The organism is Streptomyces sp. NBC_00250 (assembly GCF_036192275.1).
In the GTDB taxonomy this organism is placed as follows: domain Bacteria; phylum Actinomycetota; class Actinomycetes; order Streptomycetales; family Streptomycetaceae; genus Streptomyces.
In genome coordinates, this window is record NZ_CP108088.1 from 9,002,250 (window position 1) to 9,019,644 (window position 17,395).

The 17,395-nt window shown below is 72.9% G+C and carries 14 protein-coding genes; 7 read left to right on the forward strand and 7 right to left on the reverse strand.

From position 1 onward, the window contains the following. The first annotated feature begins 77 nt into the window (after positions 1-77). The 6 genes from OG259_RS40535 to OG259_RS40560 all read left to right on the forward strand — a co-directional run bounded on the left by OG259_RS40535 (position 78) and on the right by OG259_RS40560 (position 9,663). Positions 78-2,054: an ABC transporter ATP-binding protein gene (locus tag OG259_RS40535; protein ID WP_328946836.1), complete on the forward strand. Its 1,977-nt coding sequence runs from the start codon at positions 78-80 to the stop codon at positions 2,052-2,054. Next, positions 2,051-3,853 carry an ABC transporter ATP-binding protein gene (locus tag OG259_RS40540; RefSeq protein ID WP_328946837.1) on the forward strand — a complete coding sequence of 601 codons (1,803 nt, stop codon included), beginning with the start codon at positions 2,051-2,053 and terminating at the stop codon, positions 3,851-3,853. Before OG259_RS40535 ends, OG259_RS40540 begins: the two co-directional genes overlap by 4 nt. A gap of 191 nt (positions 3,854-4,044) precedes the next feature. Next, positions 4,045-5,547: a class I adenylate-forming enzyme family protein gene (locus OG259_RS40545; protein WP_328946838.1), complete on the forward strand. Its 1,503-nt coding sequence runs from the start codon at positions 4,045-4,047 to the stop codon at positions 5,545-5,547. Continuing rightward, complete coding sequence (locus OG259_RS40550) at positions 5,544-8,027, forward strand: acyl-CoA dehydrogenase family protein (RefSeq protein ID WP_328946839.1); 2,484 nt, start codon at positions 5,544-5,546, stop codon at positions 8,025-8,027. Before OG259_RS40545 ends, OG259_RS40550 begins: the two co-directional genes overlap by 4 nt. Continuing rightward, a complete protein-coding gene (locus OG259_RS40555; protein WP_328946840.1) occupies positions 8,024-8,281 on the forward strand; it encodes a phosphopantetheine-binding protein in 258 nt (85 codons plus the stop codon). Before OG259_RS40550 ends, OG259_RS40555 begins: the two co-directional genes overlap by 4 nt. Continuing rightward, entirely contained in the window at positions 8,278-9,663 is a 1,386-nt protein-coding gene (locus OG259_RS40560) for a condensation domain-containing protein (protein ID WP_328946841.1), read from the forward strand. Before OG259_RS40555 ends, OG259_RS40560 begins: the two co-directional genes overlap by 4 nt. Positions 9,664-9,781: 118 nt before the next feature. Here the strand turns inward: OG259_RS40560 and OG259_RS40565 are convergent, their stop codons facing one another. The 7 genes from OG259_RS40565 to pgl all read right to left on the reverse strand — a co-directional run bounded on the left by OG259_RS40565 (position 9,782) and on the right by pgl (position 16,351). Continuing rightward, the gene (locus OG259_RS40565; RefSeq protein ID WP_328946842.1) at positions 9,782-10,465 is read right to left on the reverse strand and encodes an HAD-IA family hydrolase; all 684 of its coding nucleotides are present in this window, start codon (positions 10,463-10,465) and stop codon (positions 9,782-9,784) included. Further along, entirely contained in the window at positions 10,462-11,136 is a 675-nt protein-coding gene (locus tag OG259_RS40570) for a ribulose-phosphate 3-epimerase (protein ID WP_328946843.1), read from the reverse strand. Before OG259_RS40570 ends, OG259_RS40565 begins: the two co-directional genes overlap by 4 nt. A 61-nt stretch (positions 11,137-11,197) precedes the next feature. Beyond that, entirely contained in the window at positions 11,198-12,292 is a 1,095-nt protein-coding gene (locus tag OG259_RS40575) for a DegT/DnrJ/EryC1/StrS family aminotransferase (RefSeq protein ID WP_328946844.1), read from the reverse strand. Between the two features lie 39 nt (positions 12,293-12,331). Next, on the reverse strand, positions 12,332-13,444 hold the full coding sequence (locus OG259_RS40580) for a dehydrogenase (protein ID WP_328946845.1): 1,113 nt from the start codon (positions 13,442-13,444) through the stop codon (positions 12,332-12,334). Continuing rightward, positions 13,441-14,574, reverse strand: coding sequence for a sedoheptulose 7-phosphate cyclase (locus tag OG259_RS40585; RefSeq protein WP_328946846.1), 1,134 nt, complete (start codon positions 14,572-14,574; stop codon positions 13,441-13,443). Before OG259_RS40585 ends, OG259_RS40580 begins: the two co-directional genes overlap by 4 nt. Then, entirely contained in the window at positions 14,571-15,656 is a 1,086-nt protein-coding gene (locus tag OG259_RS40590) for an ROK family protein (RefSeq protein ID WP_328946847.1), read from the reverse strand. Before OG259_RS40590 ends, OG259_RS40585 begins: the two co-directional genes overlap by 4 nt. Then, complete coding sequence (gene pgl / locus OG259_RS40595) at positions 15,653-16,351, reverse strand: 6-phosphogluconolactonase (protein ID WP_328946848.1); 699 nt, start codon at positions 16,349-16,351, stop codon at positions 15,653-15,655. The genes OG259_RS40590 and pgl overlap by 4 nt, the downstream gene beginning before the upstream one ends. Before the next feature lie 148 nt (positions 16,352-16,499). Between pgl and OG259_RS40600 the strand changes: the two genes are divergently transcribed. After that, entirely contained in the window at positions 16,500-17,372 is an 873-nt protein-coding gene (locus tag OG259_RS40600) for an arylamine N-acetyltransferase family protein (RefSeq protein ID WP_328947324.1), read from the forward strand. The last annotated feature ends 23 nt before the right edge of the window (positions 17,373-17,395 follow it).

Here is a 17,395-nt window from a genome sequence, read left to right on the forward strand (position 1 = left end):
GCCCACACCGTCACCCCCCGGCCCGGCTGTAACACCCCCTGCCCACCCTCCCCCCGACCTCCGGAGGAACCCCGAGCATGCCGTTTCCGTCCGCCCGCGCCGCCCGTGCAGGCCTGGCGTCCCGTGGGGCGCGCTGGTCCGCCATCCTGCGACTGCTCCCGCACGCGGGGAAGCGCCTCGTCGCGGCCTCGCTGCTCCTCAACCTCCTCCTCGGGCTTCTGCCGCCGGTCTTCCTGCTCGCGATGAGCGCTCTGCTCGACCGGTTGCCGGGCAGCCCCGCCGACGGTGCGGGGAGCTGGAGCGCCCTCGGGCCGCTCCTCGCGGCGGCCGTCGCCGCCTTCGTGCTCCAGCAGGTACTCGCCCCGTTCCAGTCCGCCGTCGGCGAGCGGGTGAGCCGGCGGGTCGACGGCCACTGCGCCACCCGCCTGATCTCCGCCGGACTCTCCTCGGCCCCCATGGCCGCCATGGAGGAGCAGCGGACACTCGACCTGCTCGGTGACGCCCGCAACGCCCTGGAGCGGCAGGGATTCACCCCGGGCGAGGCCGTCGCGGGCCTGCTCGCCCTGGTGGCGCGCTACACCCAACTGGCCGGGGCAGCCACCATGGTGGCGGTCGCGCTCTCGCCCGCAGCCGGACTGATCATCGCGGCCACCGCCCTCGTGATCCGCTTCGGACAGCGCGGCTCACTCGGCAGGTTCGCCCTCCTCATGCGCGAACTGGCCGGCCGACGACGCAAGATGACCTACGTGCGGACCACCGCCTCCGGGCTGAAGGCCGCCAAGGAGATCAGCGTCCTCGGACTGTCCGGCTGGTTCGCCGACCGGCACCGCCAGGAGACCCGCGCCTATCTCGAACCCCTCTGGGAAGGGCGCCGCCGCCTGCTCTTCCTCCCGTTCGTGGGACTCTCCCTCGCCGGGCTGGCCGGCGGCACCACCGTGCTGATCCTGCTCGCCACCACGGCCGCCGGGGGCTCGCTCTCGCTGCTCGCCCTGGCCGTGGCCCTGCAGAGCATCCTCGTCCCCATGCGGTTCGGCGTCTACTTTTCCGAGGCGGACGTCCAGACGCAGTACGGCATGCAGTCGTACCAGTCACTCCGGGAGTTCGAGCGGCTCGCGGCCGGCCGCGCCGAGAGCGACCCCCGGCTGGGCCCGGCGGCCCCCGGCCGCGATACCGCCCTGCGGACCGACGTGCCCCGGCTCCGCGACGCCCTCCGCTTCGAGGACGTGAGCTTCGGCTACCCCTCCTCCGGCCGGACCGTCCTCGACCACCTGGACCTGGAGATCGAGGCAGGGCGCTCCACCGCCGTCGTGGGCCTCAACGGCGCCGGCAAGACGACCTTGGTCAAGTTGCTCGCCCGGTTCTACGACCCCACCGCGGGCAGGGTGACGGTCGACGGCACCGACCTCCGGGACCTGGACCCGGCGGCCTGGCAGGCCCAGCTCGCGGTGATCTTCCAGGACTACGTACGGTACGAGCTCACCCTGGAGGAGAACGTCGCCATGGGCGCCCCCGAGGCCGCCCGATCCCCGGAAGCCCGGGCCGCCCTGGAGCGGGCCGTCGACCTGGCCGGCGCCCGCGAGGTCGTCGACGCCCTCCCGGCGGGGGCGGACACGGTGCTGTCCCGGCAGTACGGGGGCGGGCAGGACCTGTCCGGCGGACAGTGGCAGCGCACGGCGCTGGCGCGGGCCCTGTTCGCCGTGGAGTCGGGGGCCCGGGTGCTGGTGCTCGACGAACCGACCGCGCAGCTCGACGTCCGCGCGGAGGTCGAGTTCTTCGACCGATTCCTCACCATGACCAAGGGCGTGACCAGCGTGGTCATCTCCCACCGCTTCTCCACGATCCGCCGCGCGGACCGGATCGTCGTCCTGGAGCACGGCAGGGTCGTCGAGAGCGGGACCCACGACGAACTCATGGCTCTGGACGGGCGCTACGCCGCCCTGTTCCACCTCCAGGCCCAGCGCTTCGACGACGCGGCTTCGGACGGTACGGCCCCGGAACACGCAACCTCTGACACCACGGCTTGCGACGACACCCTGCGGGAGAACGAGCGATGAAGTCCCTGGCCGACGCCCTCCGCACGATGCTGGTGCTCGCCGCCCGCACCGACCCCCGTCGGCTCGCCGGCTCCGTCCTGCTGCTGCTGACCGGGCTCCTCGCCACCCCCGCCGTCGCCCTCCTGCTCCGGGCGTTCACCGAGGCCGCGCTCGCCGGGCCCGCCCGCACCGCCGTCTGGCTGGGGCTCGCCATCGCAGGCGCCCTCGTCGTCGAGTTGATGATGGGCCACTTCGCCCACCTGCTCTACTTCGAGCTCGGCGAACTCCAGGAAGCCGCCCTGCACGAGGAACTCCTCGCCGTGACCAACGGCACCCCGGGCCTCGAACACCTCGAAAGCCCGGAGTTCGCCGACGCCGTGACGCTCGTCCGCGACGAACTGGCGAACACCCGGTCCGCCCTCGAATCGACCCTGCAGCTCGGCGGCCTCGCCCTCCAGTCGCTCGTGACCACCGTCATCCTCGGCACCCTCGACCCCTGGCTCATGCTGCTGCCCCTCGCAGCCGTGCCGCCGGTCCTGATCGGACGCCGGGCCCAGGCCCTCGTCGACCGCGCGCGGGAGGCCACCGCCGAGCACACCCGGCGAGGCCGGCACCTGGTGACCCTGGCGACCTCCGCCGAGTCCGTGAAGGAGCTGCGGCTCTACGGCGCCGAACGCGAGGTGACGCGGCGGCAGACCGCGAGCTGGGAGACCGTCTCCGCGGTGCTGGGCCGGGCCCAGCTGCGGGCCGCCGCCCTGCGCGGCTGCGGACAACTCGTCTTCGGCTGCGCCTTCGGGGCCGCGATCCTGGTGGTCGTCCGCCAGGCCCTTGACGGCCGGGCCGGCATCGGGGACGTCGTCCTGCTCATCGCGCTGGCGGCCCAGGTCGGCGTGCAGGTCGCCAACGCCCTCGGTCTGCTCACCCTGCTCCACGGAGCGGGCCGCACCCTCGACCGGCTCGACCGGCTGCGCACCTGGCCCACCGGCACCGCCCGGCCGGCCGGAAGCCCTCTGGAGACCGGCGGGGCCGTGGTCCCCGGGCGGCTGACCGAAGGCATACGCCTGGAGAACGTCGGATTCAGTTATGCCGGCAGCGGCCGCCCGGTCCTGCGCGGAATCGACTTCACCATTCCCGCCGGGAGCACCCTCGCCCTGGTGGGCGAGAACGGCGCCGGAAAGAGCACCCTGGTGAAACTGCTCTGCGGGCTCTATCAGCCCACCGAGGGCCGAATCCTGGTCGACGGCGTCGATCTCCGGGACCTTCCCCCGGAAGAGTGGACTGCCAAAGTGGCCCCGCTCTTCCAGGACTTCGCACGTCTGGAATTGCTCGTGCGGGAGAACATCGGCATCGGCGCCGTCGGCTCCATCGGCGACGACGAGACCCTCGGCGCGGCCGTGGACCTGGCCGGCGCCCGCGGAACCCTCGGCCGGGTGGAGGGCGGTCTCGACGGTCTGCTCGGCCGCGGCTACGGAGACGGTGTCGAACTGTCCGGAGGCCAGTGGCAGAGCCTCGGGCTCGCCCGTTCGCTGGTCCGCGAGTCGCCCCTGCTCCTGATGTTCGACGAACCGGCCTCGGCCCTGGACGCGACCGCCGAGCACGCCGTGTTCGAGCGCTTCGGCGACGCGGCGCTGCGGGCCCGGCACGGTGCTGGCGCCGTGACCCTCTTCGTCTCCCACCGGTTCTCCACGGTCCGCATGGCGGAACGGATCGTCGTGCTGGGCGACGGCCGGGTCCAGGAGTCCGGAAGCCACGAGGAACTCATGGAACGCCGCGGCGTCTATGCCGAACTCTTCGACCTCCAGGCCCGCGTGTACCTGTGAGCGTCGGACGCGGGAAAACCATGTTCAACCGGTGAACGTACGCGGTTGAACAGCCGGACAGGGCGCAGGGCCGGGCGTCCGCAACGATTCCTGAATGGTATTCAGTTGAACAGATCGAGCTTTTGCTAATGTCGCCACCGATCGCTTACCGGGGTTTATGGCGGCACCCCGATCAATTCACAGAGGGTGGCATGCCGTACGTATCGGAATGCGAATTTGTACACGACCTGCTCGACGGCGCGGCGCTGCGGAATCCGACCGCGACGGCTCTCTCCGATGCCTCCGGCGACTGGACCTACGCGGACCTCCGGGCGGCCAGCCTGCGCATGGCCCGCGGACTGTGGCAGCGGGGCGTGCGCGGCGGACAGCGCGTCCTCACCCAGATGCCCAACCGGAAGGAACTCGTCGCCCTGCTCTACGGCGCCTCCCGCGTCGGCGCCGTCCTGGTACCCGTCACCCCGGAGATGAAGCCGTTCCACCTACGGTCCGTCCTGGCGGACACCACACCGGCCCTGGTGGTCACCGACGGCGCGCACAGCGAGCGGATCGCAGCGCTGAACCCGGCGCCCATCGCCGACATCGACGACGTATGGCACGACGGCAGGACCGCACCCGCCCCGCCGGACGGCACCGGCCCCCGCACCTCGCACGACGCGGCCCTGCTCATCCACACCTCGGGCAGCACCTCGGTGCCCAAGGGCGTCGTCTGTCCCCACCGGCAGACGGTCTTCGCCGCGCGCTCCATCGACCGGGTGCTCCGCTACCGGGCCGACGACGTCGTCTTCCTGCGCCTGCCGCTCTCCTTCGACTACGGGCTCCATCAGCTCTTCCTCGCCGCGCTGAGCGGCGCGCGGGTGGTCCTCGCCGAGGCCGGAAGCGACCTGACGCTGCTGCGCCGACTGCGGGACGCGGGCGCCACCGTCGTCCCCGTCGTACCCGCCCTCGCCCAACTGCTCACCCACCTCGCCACGAGGGACCCCGGACCCACCGCCGTCCGCCTCTTCACCAACACCGGCGCGGCGCTCACCGAACCGACCGGCAAGGCGCTGCGCGTCGCGTTCCCCTCCGCCCGCGTGGCCCTCATGTTCGGCACCACGGAGTGCAAGCGCGTCTCCATCCTGGAACCGGACGGCGACCTGACCCGGCCCGGGTCGGTGGGCCGGCCGATCCCGGGCACGGCCGTCGACGTCGTGGACGAGGACGGCAAGCCCCTCCCGACGGGCAGCGAAGGGGAGTTCGTGGTGCGCGGGCCTCATGTGATGGCCGGGTACTGGAACGCGCCCGAGCTGACGGAGCGCCGATTCCGGAAGGACCCGCGGACCGGCGAGACGGTTCTGCACACCGGCGACCACGGGCACCTGGACGAGGACGGACACCTGTACTTCAGCGGTCGCCGGGACGACATCGTCAAGCACCGCGGCACCCGGGTCAGCGTGCTGGAGATCGAGGCCGCCGCCCTCGACGTCCCCGGGGTCCGGGCCGCCGCCGTGGTCGCCCTCGGCGAGGACGCGCTGGCCCTCTGCGTGGTCGCGGACACGGCCGGTACCGGCCCGGTCGTCGAGGGCCTGGCCGAGCGGCTCGAACAGGCCAAGCTCCCCGACCAGTGCCTGCGGTTCGACGCCTTGCCGCTCACCCCCAACGGCAAGACGGACTACCACAGGCTGTCCGAGACAGTGAGGGAAACCCAGCAATGAAGCCGACCACCCTGGTCAAGCAGTTCGGCAGCCCGCTGTACGTGTACGACCTCGCACAGGCCGCCGAGGCGGCCGACGCGCTGCGGGGTTGGCTGCCCCAAGAGGCCACCCTCTTCTACTCGCTCAAGGCCAACCCCCACCCGGACGTCGTCCGCGCCCTGCGCGAGGCCGGCTGCCGGGCCGAGGTGAGCTCGGTGGGCGAACTCGACGCCGCCCTGCTCGCCGGCCACGCCGGCCCGGACACCCTCTACACCGGACCGGGCAAGACCCAGGACGAACGCGCCCGCGCCGTACGGGCCGGGTGCGCCTTCTCCGCCGAGTCCCTCGACGACCTGCGGCGCATCGGCGCGACCGCCCAGGCCGCCGGCACCACCGTGCGGTGCCTGCTCCGCGTCAACGGCGTCACCGGCGCCGGATCGGTGGGCCTCCGCATGACCGGAGCCCCCTCGCAGTTCGGCTTCGACCTCGACACGGTCGACGACTGGGCGGCCCGCGTCACCGAGGTCGAGGGCGTCGAACTCACCGGCCTGCACTTCTTCTCGATGAGCAACGCCGCCGACGAGGAGGGCCTCATCCAGGAGCTGATGGGAAGCGTGCGCACCGCTGCCCTCCTCCGATCCGCACACGGCCTGCCCGTACGCCTCCTGGACCTCGGCGGTGGCTTCGGACACCCCTACGCCGTGCCCGGCGACCGGCCCGCCTACCCGGCACTGCGGGCCGCCCTGGAGGAGGCGCTCGACACGCACCTGCCCGACTGGCGGGGCGACGCCCTGGAGATCGCCTTCGAATCCGGCCGCTACCTCAGCGGTTCCTGTGGGCGGCTGCTGACCGGCGTCATCGACGTGAAGCGGAGCAAGGGCCGCACCTTCGCCGTGCTCGACGCCGGCGTGAACACCCTCGGCGGCCTCGCCGGACTCCGCCGTCTCCCACCGGTCCGCGCGGAGGTGCTCCCCGCGGACGACACGGCCCCCGACCCGGCGGACGCCACCCGGATGACCCTCGTCGGCCCGCTGTGCACACCGAGCGACACCCTCGCCATCGAGACCACCCTGCCCCTGCCCGCCCCCGGCGCGCTGCTCTCGGTTCCCAACACCGGTGCGTACGGGCTGACCGCGAGCCTCGTCGGCTTCCTGTCGAGGCCCGCCCCGGTGGAGGTCGCCGTCCTCGGGGACAGCGTCGTCTCCGCCACGCGGTTGGAGCTGCGCCGGACCCCCGCGCCGGTCACCGGACCCCGGCCCGGTTCCCCGGCGGACCGCGCGCGGCGGATCCTGCCCGTGGTCACCGGCAGCGCGCGCGAGGTCGACGCCGATGCGAGGTTCCCGGCCGAGTCCCTCGAAGCCCTCCGCGACAGCGGCCTGATGGGCCTCCTCGTGCCGGAGGAGTACGGCGGACTCGGCGGCGGTCTCGCCGAACTGTCCGAGGTCGCCCAGATCCTCGCCTCCGGATGTCTGTCCACCGCGATGATCTGGGCGATGCACTGCCAACAGACCGACGCCGTCGTACGGTTCGGCACACCCCGCCTGAAGCGCACCCTGCTGCCCCGGATCGCGGCGGGCGAGGTCTACCTCGGCTCGATCACCTCGGAGAAGCAGACCGGCGGCCACCTCCTCACCAGCGCCAGTGCCCTCCGCGAGACCCCGGACGGGCTCGTCGTGGAACGGGACGCGCCCATCTGCACCGGCGGCGCGGTCGCCGACGGCTTCCTGCTCACCATGCGCGACGCCGAGGACGCCGATGCCCGGCGCGTCACCCTGGTGTACGCCGACCGCGACCAGCTCGACGTGGCGGTCAGCGGCGACTGGAACCCGCTCGGCATGCGCGGAACACACAGCGTCGCCCTGCGGCTCAGCGGGGTGATCCCCCCGCACCAGATCCTCGGCGAGCGCGGCGAGTTCGCGCGGATCGCCGTCGACGGCTTCATACCGCTCGGCCACATCGGCTGGGCCTCCTGCTGGCTCGGCGCCTCCCGGCAGGCGCTCGCCGAACTCGTCGCCGTCTTCCGCTCGCCGCGCCGGCCGTCCTCCGTCGACCTGACCTCGGAGCTGGTCGCCGAGCGGCTCGCCCGCATCCGCATGGACAACGAGACGGTCAGCGCCTACCTGCGGCAGTGCCAGGAAGAGATCACCCGGTGCCGTGCGGACGGCAAGGACGTCGCCGCCACCTCCGTACAGATCCATCTGAACACCCTGAAGGTGCTGGCCTCGGAGCTCAGCCACCGGGCCGCCGACCGGTGCGTCGAACTCGCCGGCCTCGCACTCGGCTACCGGGCCGACTCACCCGTACCGCTGGAGCGGCACCTGCGCGACCTGCGCTCGGCGAGCCTCAACTACTCCAACGACCGCCTGCTGACAGCCACCGGGACGCTGACCCTCGCCGACCGCTCCGTACGGCTCCTCGGCGACCCCTCCACGGTGAGCGCCCCACGGACCACCGGCGACACCCGACCACGGCACCATCGAAAGAACGGAGAGCGATCGTGAGCACCCCATGGACGCCGCAGTTCGAGGAAGCGCTGCGCGCGCACCTTCCCCTCCTCCCGGCGGACCAGGACCTGGCAGCCCACGCCCGGCTGGCCACGCTGGGCCTCGACTCACTGGCCACGGTGCAGCTGCTGGTCGGCCTGGAGGACGCGCTCGACGTACTCATCCCCGACGAGCTCCTCACCCCGGAGAACTTCGCCACGCCCGCCGCCCTCTGGACGGCGGTCGGAGGACTGCTGGCGCCGCAGCCGTGAACGACACCCTCGACCGCACCGGGGAGCACCAGGTCCTCGTCACCTCGGCCCGCGACGGACAGGCGCCGCTCACCTGGGCGCAGCGCCTCCAGTGGGACGACACCGAGTGGCTGAAGCCGCACGACCACTACTACAACCAGTACCGGGTGCTGGCCGTCCCCGAGGGCTGCGGACCGCCCGAACTCCTGGAGTGTCTGCGGGTGGTGATGAGTCGGCACGAGAGTCTGCGCACCAGGTTCCCGCTGGACGCCGACGGCACCCCCCGGCAGCGGCTCTCCGCCGCGGACGAACTGGCCGTGCCCGTCTACCGGGCCGTCGACCCCGACCGGGACCCGGCGGCCGCGGTGAGCGAGCTGGCCGCGCGGCTGCGCGGCCGAAGTTTCGACCTCACCCACGAACTGCCCCTGCGATGCGCGGTCCTGGAACACGACGGCAGGCCCCGGCATCTGGTCCTGGTCGTCTCCCACGTGGCCATCGACCACACCGGGCTCGGCCTGCTGACCGACGAGCTGGAGTCGCTGCTCTCCGGCCGCACCACCCCGGCGGAGCTGCAGCCCGTCGGCCGCCGGCCCTTCGAACAGGCCGCCGAAGAGGCGGGGGCGGTGAGCCGACGCCGTTCCGCCGCCGCGCTCGACTACTGGGCCGAGATCCTCCGCGCCGCCCCGGCCACCACCTTCGACCCGCCCGGCGGGGCCCCGCCGCCGCTCGACGACCCGCTCCGCTTCGGCCAGGTCAGCATGAGCTCACCCGCTCTCACCCGCGCCTGCCGCACCGTCGCGGACCGGCTCGGGGTCAGCGGCACCACCGTCGTGATGGCCGCGCTCAACGCCGTCCTGGGCGGCCTCACCGGCCGCGAGCGGGTGCCGCTCAAACTCATCGCCTCGAACCGGGGCCCGGCCGAGCTGCGCACCACCGTCGGCATCACCATCGCCAGCTGCGTGACGCTGGTGCCCACCGGCGGTAGGAGCTTCGCGGAGATCGTCCGGGACACCGGGCACGCGGCCCTGCGTGCCTACCGCAAGGTGCCGTGCGACACGGTCCTGCTGTCGGCCCTGCGCGCGGAGGTGGCCGCGGAACGCGGAGTGCCGCGCATCGACCTCGCGTGCGGCTTCAACGACCTGCGTGCCGCCCGGCCGCCGTCCGGCGACCCCGCGGACGGCGGCGCTCACGCCGGCCCGGCGGCCCCGACCCGCTTCACCTGGGACGGCAACCGTCCCCGCCAGGAGGTCACCCTCTGGTACTGGGTGAACGAGGTGGACGGTGTCGACGTCCACCACGCCCTGGTCGACCTCTGGTACCTCCCGGCGGAGCGCACCGAGGAACTGCTGCGGAACGTGGAGCGGATCGTGGTCGAGGCCGCGGGAGAGAGCACCCCCGGATGACCGGCCCGACAGCCGTCCGCCGGGCCGGGAACCGCGCCCCCTGAGCCGTACCGCCACCGACGCACGCCGCCGACCGCCCCTCCCGGGCGGCCGGCGGCGTGCCGGCTTCCCGGCCCCGCTACGACACGGCCTCCGCCCGTCCGGCCCGACCGGACCATGCGGCGGCGACCCCAGGGACCTCGGCCAGGGACGCCACCACCACGTCGGCACCGGCCAGTTGGGCGGCGGTGTGGGTGGTGGTCAACCCGATGACGAACATCCCGGCCTCCCGCCCCGCCGCGACACCGACCGGCGCGTCCTCCACGACGACGCACGCACCCGGATCCACGCCCAGCGCCACGGCCGCGGCGAGATAGCTCTCCGGGTCGGGCTTGCCGCGCCGGACGTGGTCGGCGGCGACCAGGACCTCCGGGCTGGGCAGGCCGACGGCGCTCAGCCTGCCGGTCATCAGGAGACTCGGACCGGAGGTGACGGCGGCCCACCGGCCGCTCGGCAGCCCGCGGAGCAGCTCGGGCGCACCCGGCACGGGATGCAGCAGCCCGACTCCCTCGGCCTCCAGCTCCTGGATCCGCACGGTCACCCGCGGGATGTCCTCGGGGCGGAAGAACAACGGGACGACCTCGCTGTCCCGGCGCCCGTGGCACACCGACAGGATGGCCTGTGCGTCCGCGCCGAACTCGGCGGCGACGCGCTTCCACACGCTGACGATGAGGCCGCTGGAGTCGACGAGCGTGCCGTCGATGTCGAAGAGGAAGTACGGCCCCTCCGTCGGCCCCCCGCCGTCCGGGGTCCGCGCGCTCATGCGTCCGCCGCGAGCGCGCTCAGCCGGCGGTACGCCGCCTCGACGCCCTCGGGGTCACGGAACAGCGCGGAGGCGACGATCAGCCGGTCGGCGCCGGCCTGCCGCAGGGCCGCGGCCCGCTCCGCGGTCACGCCGCCGTCCGCCGCGATCCGGATGTGTCCGAGCCCGCGTTCGTCGAGCGCGGCGCGCAGTCGGCGGATCTTCCCCACCGAATGAGGCAGGAAGTCGCTGGTGCCGGGGTTGACCGCCATCACGACGACCTGCTCGACCTGGTGCGCGACCTCTTCGACGGCCGACAGAGGCGAGCCCGGGTTGAGCACGACGCCGCTCGCGACGCCCGCGGTCTCCAGGTCCCGCAGCAGCCGCCCGATGTGCGGGGTGCCCTCGACGTGCACCGACACGAGGTCGACGCCCGCGCCCACCAGCGCGTCGATGTGCCGGTCGGGACGGTCGACCTGGAGGTGCACGTCGAGTCGCCGGTCGAAGGCCTTGCGTACGGCGCCGACCGCCTTCATGCCGAAGCTGATGTCGGAGACGAACGTCCCGTCCATCACGTCCAGGTGCAGCAGGTCGGCGTCGGTCCGGGCGACATCGGCGACGGCCTGCCCGTAGGCGAGCGGATCGGCGCCGAACAGGCCGGGCACGATGGACGCGTGGTGCGGTACAGCCATGGGGGTTCTCCTCGTGATTCGGGGGAAGGGGGCGAGAGTTCCGTTCCGCGGGCGAGCGCGGTCAGCCGGTGACCGACAGCACCCGGGAGACGACCAGGTCGACATCCCCGTCGCTCATGTCGGGGCGCAGGGGCAGACAGAGCGCGTTCTGCGCCAGCAGGTCCGCGTGCGGGAACGCGCCGTCGTCGAAGGCGTACGCGGCGAACGCCGGCTGCCGGGCGATCGGCACCGGGTAGCGCACCACGGCGTCGATCCCCGAAGCGCGCAGCGCGGCCAGGGTGGCGTCCCGGTCCGGAACCAGCAACTGGTACATGTGGAAGACGTGCTCCGGTCCGGCCACCGGCACCCGCACGGCGGAGCTCTCCGCCAGCGCGGCGGTGTACCGGGCGGCGAGCGCGCGCCGCGCCCGGTTCCAGGCGTCCAGACGAGGCAGTTTGTGGTCGAGGACCAGCGCCTGCACCGAGTCCATCCGGCTGCTGTAGCCGACTTCGACGTGGTGGTTCTGTTCTCGCTGGCCGAGGCCGCGCAGGACGCGCAGCCGCTCGGCGAGTTCCGCGGAGCCGGTCACCGCGGCGCCGGCGTCCCCGGCGGCGGCGAGGTTCTTCGACGGATGGAAGCTGAAGCAGCCGATCTCGCCGAAGGTGCCGACGGGTCGGCCCTTCCAGCGTGCACCGACGGCCTGGGCGCAGTCCTCGACGAGCTTCAGGCCCCGGTCCCGTACGAGGGCGGTCATCCGGTCCATGTCTAGGACCTCGCCGAACATGTGGACGGCGATCAGAGCCTTCGTCCGCGGGGTGATCGCGGCCTCGACCCGATCGAGGTCCATCATGAAGTCGCCGTCCGTGCAGTCCACCAGCACGGGGGTGGCACCCACCCGGGCGATGGCGAGCACGGTGGAGTGGAACGTGTTGGCGACGGTGATGACCTCGTCGCCCGGCCCCACCCCCAGCGCGTGGAGGGCGAGGACCAGGGCGTCCGTCCCCGAGTTGAGTCCGACGGCGTGCTCGGCCTCGACGTACGCGGCGAAGGCCGCCTCGAACCGCTCCACCGGCTTGCCGAGGATGCAGTCGCCGGAGAGGAGGACCTCGGAGATCTGCCGACCGAGCGCGTCGATGTCGTCGAACTGGTCCGGATAGCCATAGCGGTGAACCAGCATGGTGTCCTTTCGGTGTGTGCGTGGGGGCTCTTGCGGGGGTCAGCAGTGGTGGGGGATGTCAGCCACGGTGGTGTGCAGATCGGGGGCCCGGGTGGTGCCCGCCGGCATGGTGGGGTCGATGAGCACCTTCAGGTGCTCGCCGGTCAGCCGCAGGCCGGGCCGGTCGGCCGCCATCGACCGCAGCGCGGGGCCGGCCGCCTCCAGGGAGAGCACGTGGCTGAGCACCCGACCGAAGCGCTCCGGGTACGCGGCGAGCAGGTCCTGCGCCCGCAGCAGATGGCTGGGGGAGGTGCCGCGGTGACCGGTCAGGCGGACCCGCTTGCCCGAGGGCAGGGTGACCGGCCGCGCCCCGTCGGAGCGTGACACTCCGCACACGTTGGACCGGCGTACGGAGTTGAGGTCCAGATCGCCGGTGAGGGCATGCCGCGTTCCCGAGCCGAAGCCGCCGAACAGGTCGATGGGGGCGTCCTCCTCGGCGGCTTCGGCGGCCTGCGTGAACGCCTCGCCCGCGGCCTCCCTCGGCAGGCAGACGAAGGCGGCCGTGACGCCGCCGGGCGCCCCGCCGGTGAGGCGGGTGGTCGCCAGCACCTCACGGCGCCGCAGATACTCCAGCCGCTCCCGCCGGGAATGGACCAGCACCGTGGTCACGCCTCGGATCTCGCCGACCAGCGCGGCCAGGACCGCCGTCGTACCGCTGCCCCACACGCCCACGGTGTGCGCCGGGCCGTCGGCGCCCAGCAGATCCCAGCCGTAGAGGACGGCGCCCAGGGGCTCGGCGAGCACCGTGAGGTCGGCGACCAGGTCCGGGCGGGCCCGGACCAGGCCGCGCCGCACCAGGTCACCGGGGTCTTCCGGGTAGCGCCGCCGGAAGACGCCGTCGTACGAGTGACCGAGGATCCGGTCCTGGTCGGCGGGGTCCACCGGGTTGAACACCCCGCGTACGGGCCCCTCGGTCGCGCAGTGCTCGGCCAGCCCCTCGTGGCCGAGCACCGAGGCGCCGTCGGGGCGGACACCGCGCTGGATCTGGAGGTCCGTGCCGCAGATCCCCGCCCGCAGGACGCGCAGCGATCCCCGGGCGCCGAACCGCTGCCGGTGAAGACGCAGACCGCCGTCTCCGGTGCGGGCCCACGACAGGTCGGTGACCTGGCTCATGCCGCCGCTCCCGCCTCGTCGAGCAGCCGGTGCAACAGGGCGCTCGCTCGCCGCAGTTCGGCCTCGGCCACGCCGACGGCGAAGGAGCACTTCCCGATGCCGATGGGCAGCGGCAGGTTCTGCTCCCCGCCCCGGTGCCGTGTCGACTCCTGGAGGGCGTCCTGGAGGAACGGCACCTCGCAGAGTTCGTGCCGGACCGGCAGCCCCACGCGGCGCAGCAGTGCCAGCACCCGGAGCGCCTCGTCCGCCCCCTGGAGACCCCGGCCGACGGCGAGCGCGCAGGACAGCGCCATGTCGACCGACACCGCCTCGCCGTGCAGCATCCCGGGCTGCGCCGCCATCTCCAGCGCCGGGCTGAAGGTGTGCCCGAAGTCGACCGCCCGCTGCAGGTCCTGCTCCCACAGGTTCGGTTCCAGCTCGGCCAGCATGCTGCCCACCGCGAGCCGTATCACCCGCTGCCCCTCGGGGCCGTCCAGCCTGCCGTCCACCAGCCGCTCGGCGTGCGCGTCCAGCAGGTCGAACAGCTCGGCGTCGGCGATCACCCCCATCTTGACGATCTCGGCCAGGCCGTTGGTGATGTGACGGGTGCTCAAGGTGCGGAGGAACCGCCGGTCGAGCAGGGTGTCGGAAGCCGCGTGGAAGGAGCCGAGGCGGTTCTTGTGCCCGTGGAAGTTGACCGCGGTCTTGACGCCGATCGCCGCGTCGACCAGTCCGATCAGCGTGGTGGGTATCCGGACGTACGGGGTTCCGCGCCGGTAGAGGCCGGCCGCGAGGCCCACCAGGTCGGTCAGCACCCCGCCTCCGATGGCCACGATCGGGTCGCGGCGGGAGAGGGCCACGGAGTCGGCCGCCTCGGCGATCCGCTCGACCGACACCAGCGCCTTCGTCCGCTCACCGCCGGGAAGGGCGAGGACCGTCGGGGTCACCCCCCTGGCGCGGAAGTAACCTTCGATCTCCCCGGCCCGCTCCGCGAGGACCGTCTCGTCGACGACGATCAGGCGACGGTCGCCCGGAGCCGTCCGGGCGGCGCGGGCGAGCGCGTCGTTCTCCGGCGACAGCACGTCCTCCGTCTCCGCCACGCGGTAGGAGACGTCCAGACTGGCGTGGACCGTCCAAGTCCTGTCACTCATGGTGTGTGTTCACTCCCGTCGACAAGTCCGCGTGCGTGGATTCCCGCGCCGCGCAGCGCGCACAGTCCGTCCGAGCGCCCCCGGAGGATCCGCGGGGCGAAGTAGTCCGGGTCCCGCTCCGAGATGCCGTACAGGCCCAGCCGGTCGAGGTTGCCCCGCAGGCCGGCCAGGTACGGCTCGCCGAGCCCGTCCACGACTCCGCCGGTCAGCACCGTGTACTCGACCTGCGGGTTGAGGCAGGCCTGGGCGAGGAGCACCTCGGCCAGTGGCGCGGTCACGGCGTCGAGGAGCCGGAGGGCGCCGCCGTGCCCCGCGGTCACCGCACGACCGAACGCGGCGAGCGCCCCGGCCGTCGCCACCGTGTCCGGGTCCCCGCCCCAGTCGGAAGCGGGCACCCGGCGCAGGACGCCCTCGATCCCGCGTCCCGAGGCGAACGCGCTGACGTGACCCGGTGCCCCGCAGTCGCAGTCGGCGGCCACCGGCGCGCCGTCCCACTCCATGCGGGAGGGCAGGTGCCCCACCTCGCCCTGGAGGCCGTACCGCCGGTCCCTCGGGATGTGGCCGGTGGCGAGGTCGATGGTCCGGTAGGCGATGCCGGTGCTCACGGTGAGCGCGGCCGCCGTTCGGCTCTGGTCCAGGGCGTCGTCCTTCAGCAGGGCGAACGCGAGTGCGGAGACGTCGTTCAGGACCGCCCAGGTCACCTCCGGGCGGCGGGCGGACAGTTCGGCGGTGGGGCGCCAGTCGGTGGCCTCGGCTCCGAAGAGGGGCGCGCCGCCCAGCACCCGGCCGGTGCGGTCGTCCATGGCGGCGCCCAGGGAGACCGCGCAGAGGTCGATCGGCGCCGGCCACTCGGCGCGCAGCTCGTCGACGGTGTCCACGATCCAGTCGGTCATCCGCCGCTGGACGCCGGCCGCGGGTCCCCGCGTGCTCCGGGTGGTGACGGCCGGTTGTCTGCGGAGCCCCTCGACGGTGTCGCCGCCGGTCAGCACGCCGGCTCTGAACCACGTGCCGCCGAGGTCGAGGACGACGACCGGCCGGTCGTTCGCCCGTGCCCGGGAGACGGAGAACGGCCGAGCGGTCACCGGCCCTGGCCAGCGGCGTCGTCGTCCAGCAGGAGCAGGCCGTCGGAGCCGAGGAAGGTGCGCGTGGCGAAGGTGTCGGCCGTACCGGACCGGACCTTCTCGACCGCCTCGGCCTTCGCCCCGCCGGTCGCGAGCACCACGCGGGTCTCCGCGCCGCTGAGCGACCGGAGCGTCTGCGTCATGCGGACGGCGCCGTCGGCGGTGGTCGTGACCTGCGCGCCGGACGCGTCCTGCGGGTCGTACCGGTCGTGGAACAGCGACGCCAGGTGCCCGTCGGGGCCCAGCTGGAGCAGGACGACGTCCGCGCTGCCGTCCGGTGTCAGCGTCCGCAGCAGCTTGGCGTAGTCGGCCGCGGCTGTCCCGGGGTCGGCGGCACGTACGGGCATGGGGTGGCGCCGGTCCTCGGGCACCGACGCCGGGTCGAGCAGCGTCCGGCAGATCATTCCCCAGTTCGAGCCGGTCTCCGTGTGCGGCAGCACCCGGTCGTCGGTCTGCACGACCTGGACCGAGCCCCAGGGCACGTCCATGGCGGCGAGCAGCCGGTAGGTGTCCACCGGTGTGTTCCCGCCGGTGAGCGCGAGGACGCACTCGCCACGTCGGGAGACGGCCTTCCCAATGGCGTCCGCGACGGTCGAAGCCGCATTCGCGGAAGCCGCTTCGGCAGTGGTGAAACAGCGTATGGACGAGGTGGTCAATTCAGCCTCCCGAGACTGGGTGAGGTTTTCTCCAATTGGCCCCGACAGTACTGCCGAAGGCCGGTTCCCGGAATTGACTCAGTTGAACGGAAGTCTCTGTTGAACCGAGCATGCACCTGTTAACTTGCAGGTTATGACGGACGTGAGAATGCGGAAATACCTGGACCGACTGGGTTTCGACGGCGATCTGGCGCCCACCGTCGAAAACCTACGACGGCTGCATGGAGCACATGTGGAGAGAATTCCCTACGAGACTCTCGAATTTCAGCTTGGACGGGCACCCGGAATCGATCCCGAGGAATCCTCCGACCGTCTGGCGAACAGCAGCAGAGGCGGCTACTGCTTTCATCTGAACGGTGCGTTCGCGTGGCTGCTCGCCGCGCTCGGCTATCAGGTACGGATGCATCGCGTCGGCGTCCAGAAAGTGGACGAGCCGATGCCACCCGGCATCAACGGCAACCACATGGCCCTGACGGTCGCCGGCCTGCCCGGGCCGGACGGCCCCGAGGGAAGCCGACTGGTCGACGTCGGCCTGGGGTTCGCCTTCCACGAGCCCTTGCCGCTGCACCCCGGGCGCGCCGAACAGGGGCCTTTCGGCTACGAGCTGAGCCCGTCGTCCTTCGAGGCCGGCGCCTGGCGCCTGGACCACCGGCCACTACGGGGCTTCGCCGGGGCGGACATCTCCCTGGCACCGGCCCGCGCCACGGACTTCGCCCAGGAGCACGCCCGGCTGTCGACCGCGCCGGACTCCGACTTCGTCCGGCTCGCCCGCGTCCAGCGCAGGGACGCCGACGGCACAGATCTGCTGCTCGGGTGCGTCCTGACGCGGATCACGGCGACCGGCGACGAGCGCACCGAACTCGACACCGCCACCGACTGGTTCGACGCGCTGTGGTCGACCTTCGGCATCCACCCGGACGAGTTCGGGGCCGGCGAGCGCGGCCGGCTGTGGCGGACGGTCCGCGCCGGCCACGAGGAGTGGCGGCGGTCCGTGCCTGAAGCCGTCGCGCTCACCCCGTGAGCCGCCCCGGGCCGCCGCCGTGA

Coding starts and splice junctions, on each gene's coding strand:
- OG259_RS40535 (WP_328946836.1), top strand. CDS start 78: ATGCCGTTTCCGTCCGCCCGCGCCGCCCGTGCAGGCCTGGCGTCCCGT.
- OG259_RS40540 (WP_328946837.1), top strand. CDS start 2,051: ATGAAGTCCCTGGCCGACGCCCTCCGCACGATGCTGGTGCTCGCCGCC.
- OG259_RS40545 (WP_328946838.1), top strand. CDS start 4,045: ATGCCGTACGTATCGGAATGCGAATTTGTACACGACCTGCTCGACGGC.
- OG259_RS40550 (WP_328946839.1), top strand. CDS start 5,544: ATGAAGCCGACCACCCTGGTCAAGCAGTTCGGCAGCCCGCTGTACGTG.
- OG259_RS40565 (WP_328946842.1), bottom strand. CDS start 10,465: ATGAGCGCGCGGACCCCGGACGGCGGGGGGCCGACGGAGGGGCCGTAC.
- OG259_RS40570 (WP_328946843.1), bottom strand. CDS start 11,136: ATGGCTGTACCGCACCACGCGTCCATCGTGCCCGGCCTGTTCGGCGCC.
- OG259_RS40575 (WP_328946844.1), bottom strand. CDS start 12,292: ATGCTGGTTCACCGCTATGGCTATCCGGACCAGTTCGACGACATCGAC.
- OG259_RS40580 (WP_328946845.1), bottom strand. CDS start 13,444: ATGAGCCAGGTCACCGACCTGTCGTGGGCCCGCACCGGAGACGGCGGT.
- OG259_RS40585 (WP_328946846.1), bottom strand. CDS start 14,574: ATGAGTGACAGGACTTGGACGGTCCACGCCAGTCTGGACGTCTCCTAC.
- OG259_RS40600 (WP_328947324.1), top strand. CDS start 16,500: ATGCGGAAATACCTGGACCGACTGGGTTTCGACGGCGATCTGGCGCCC.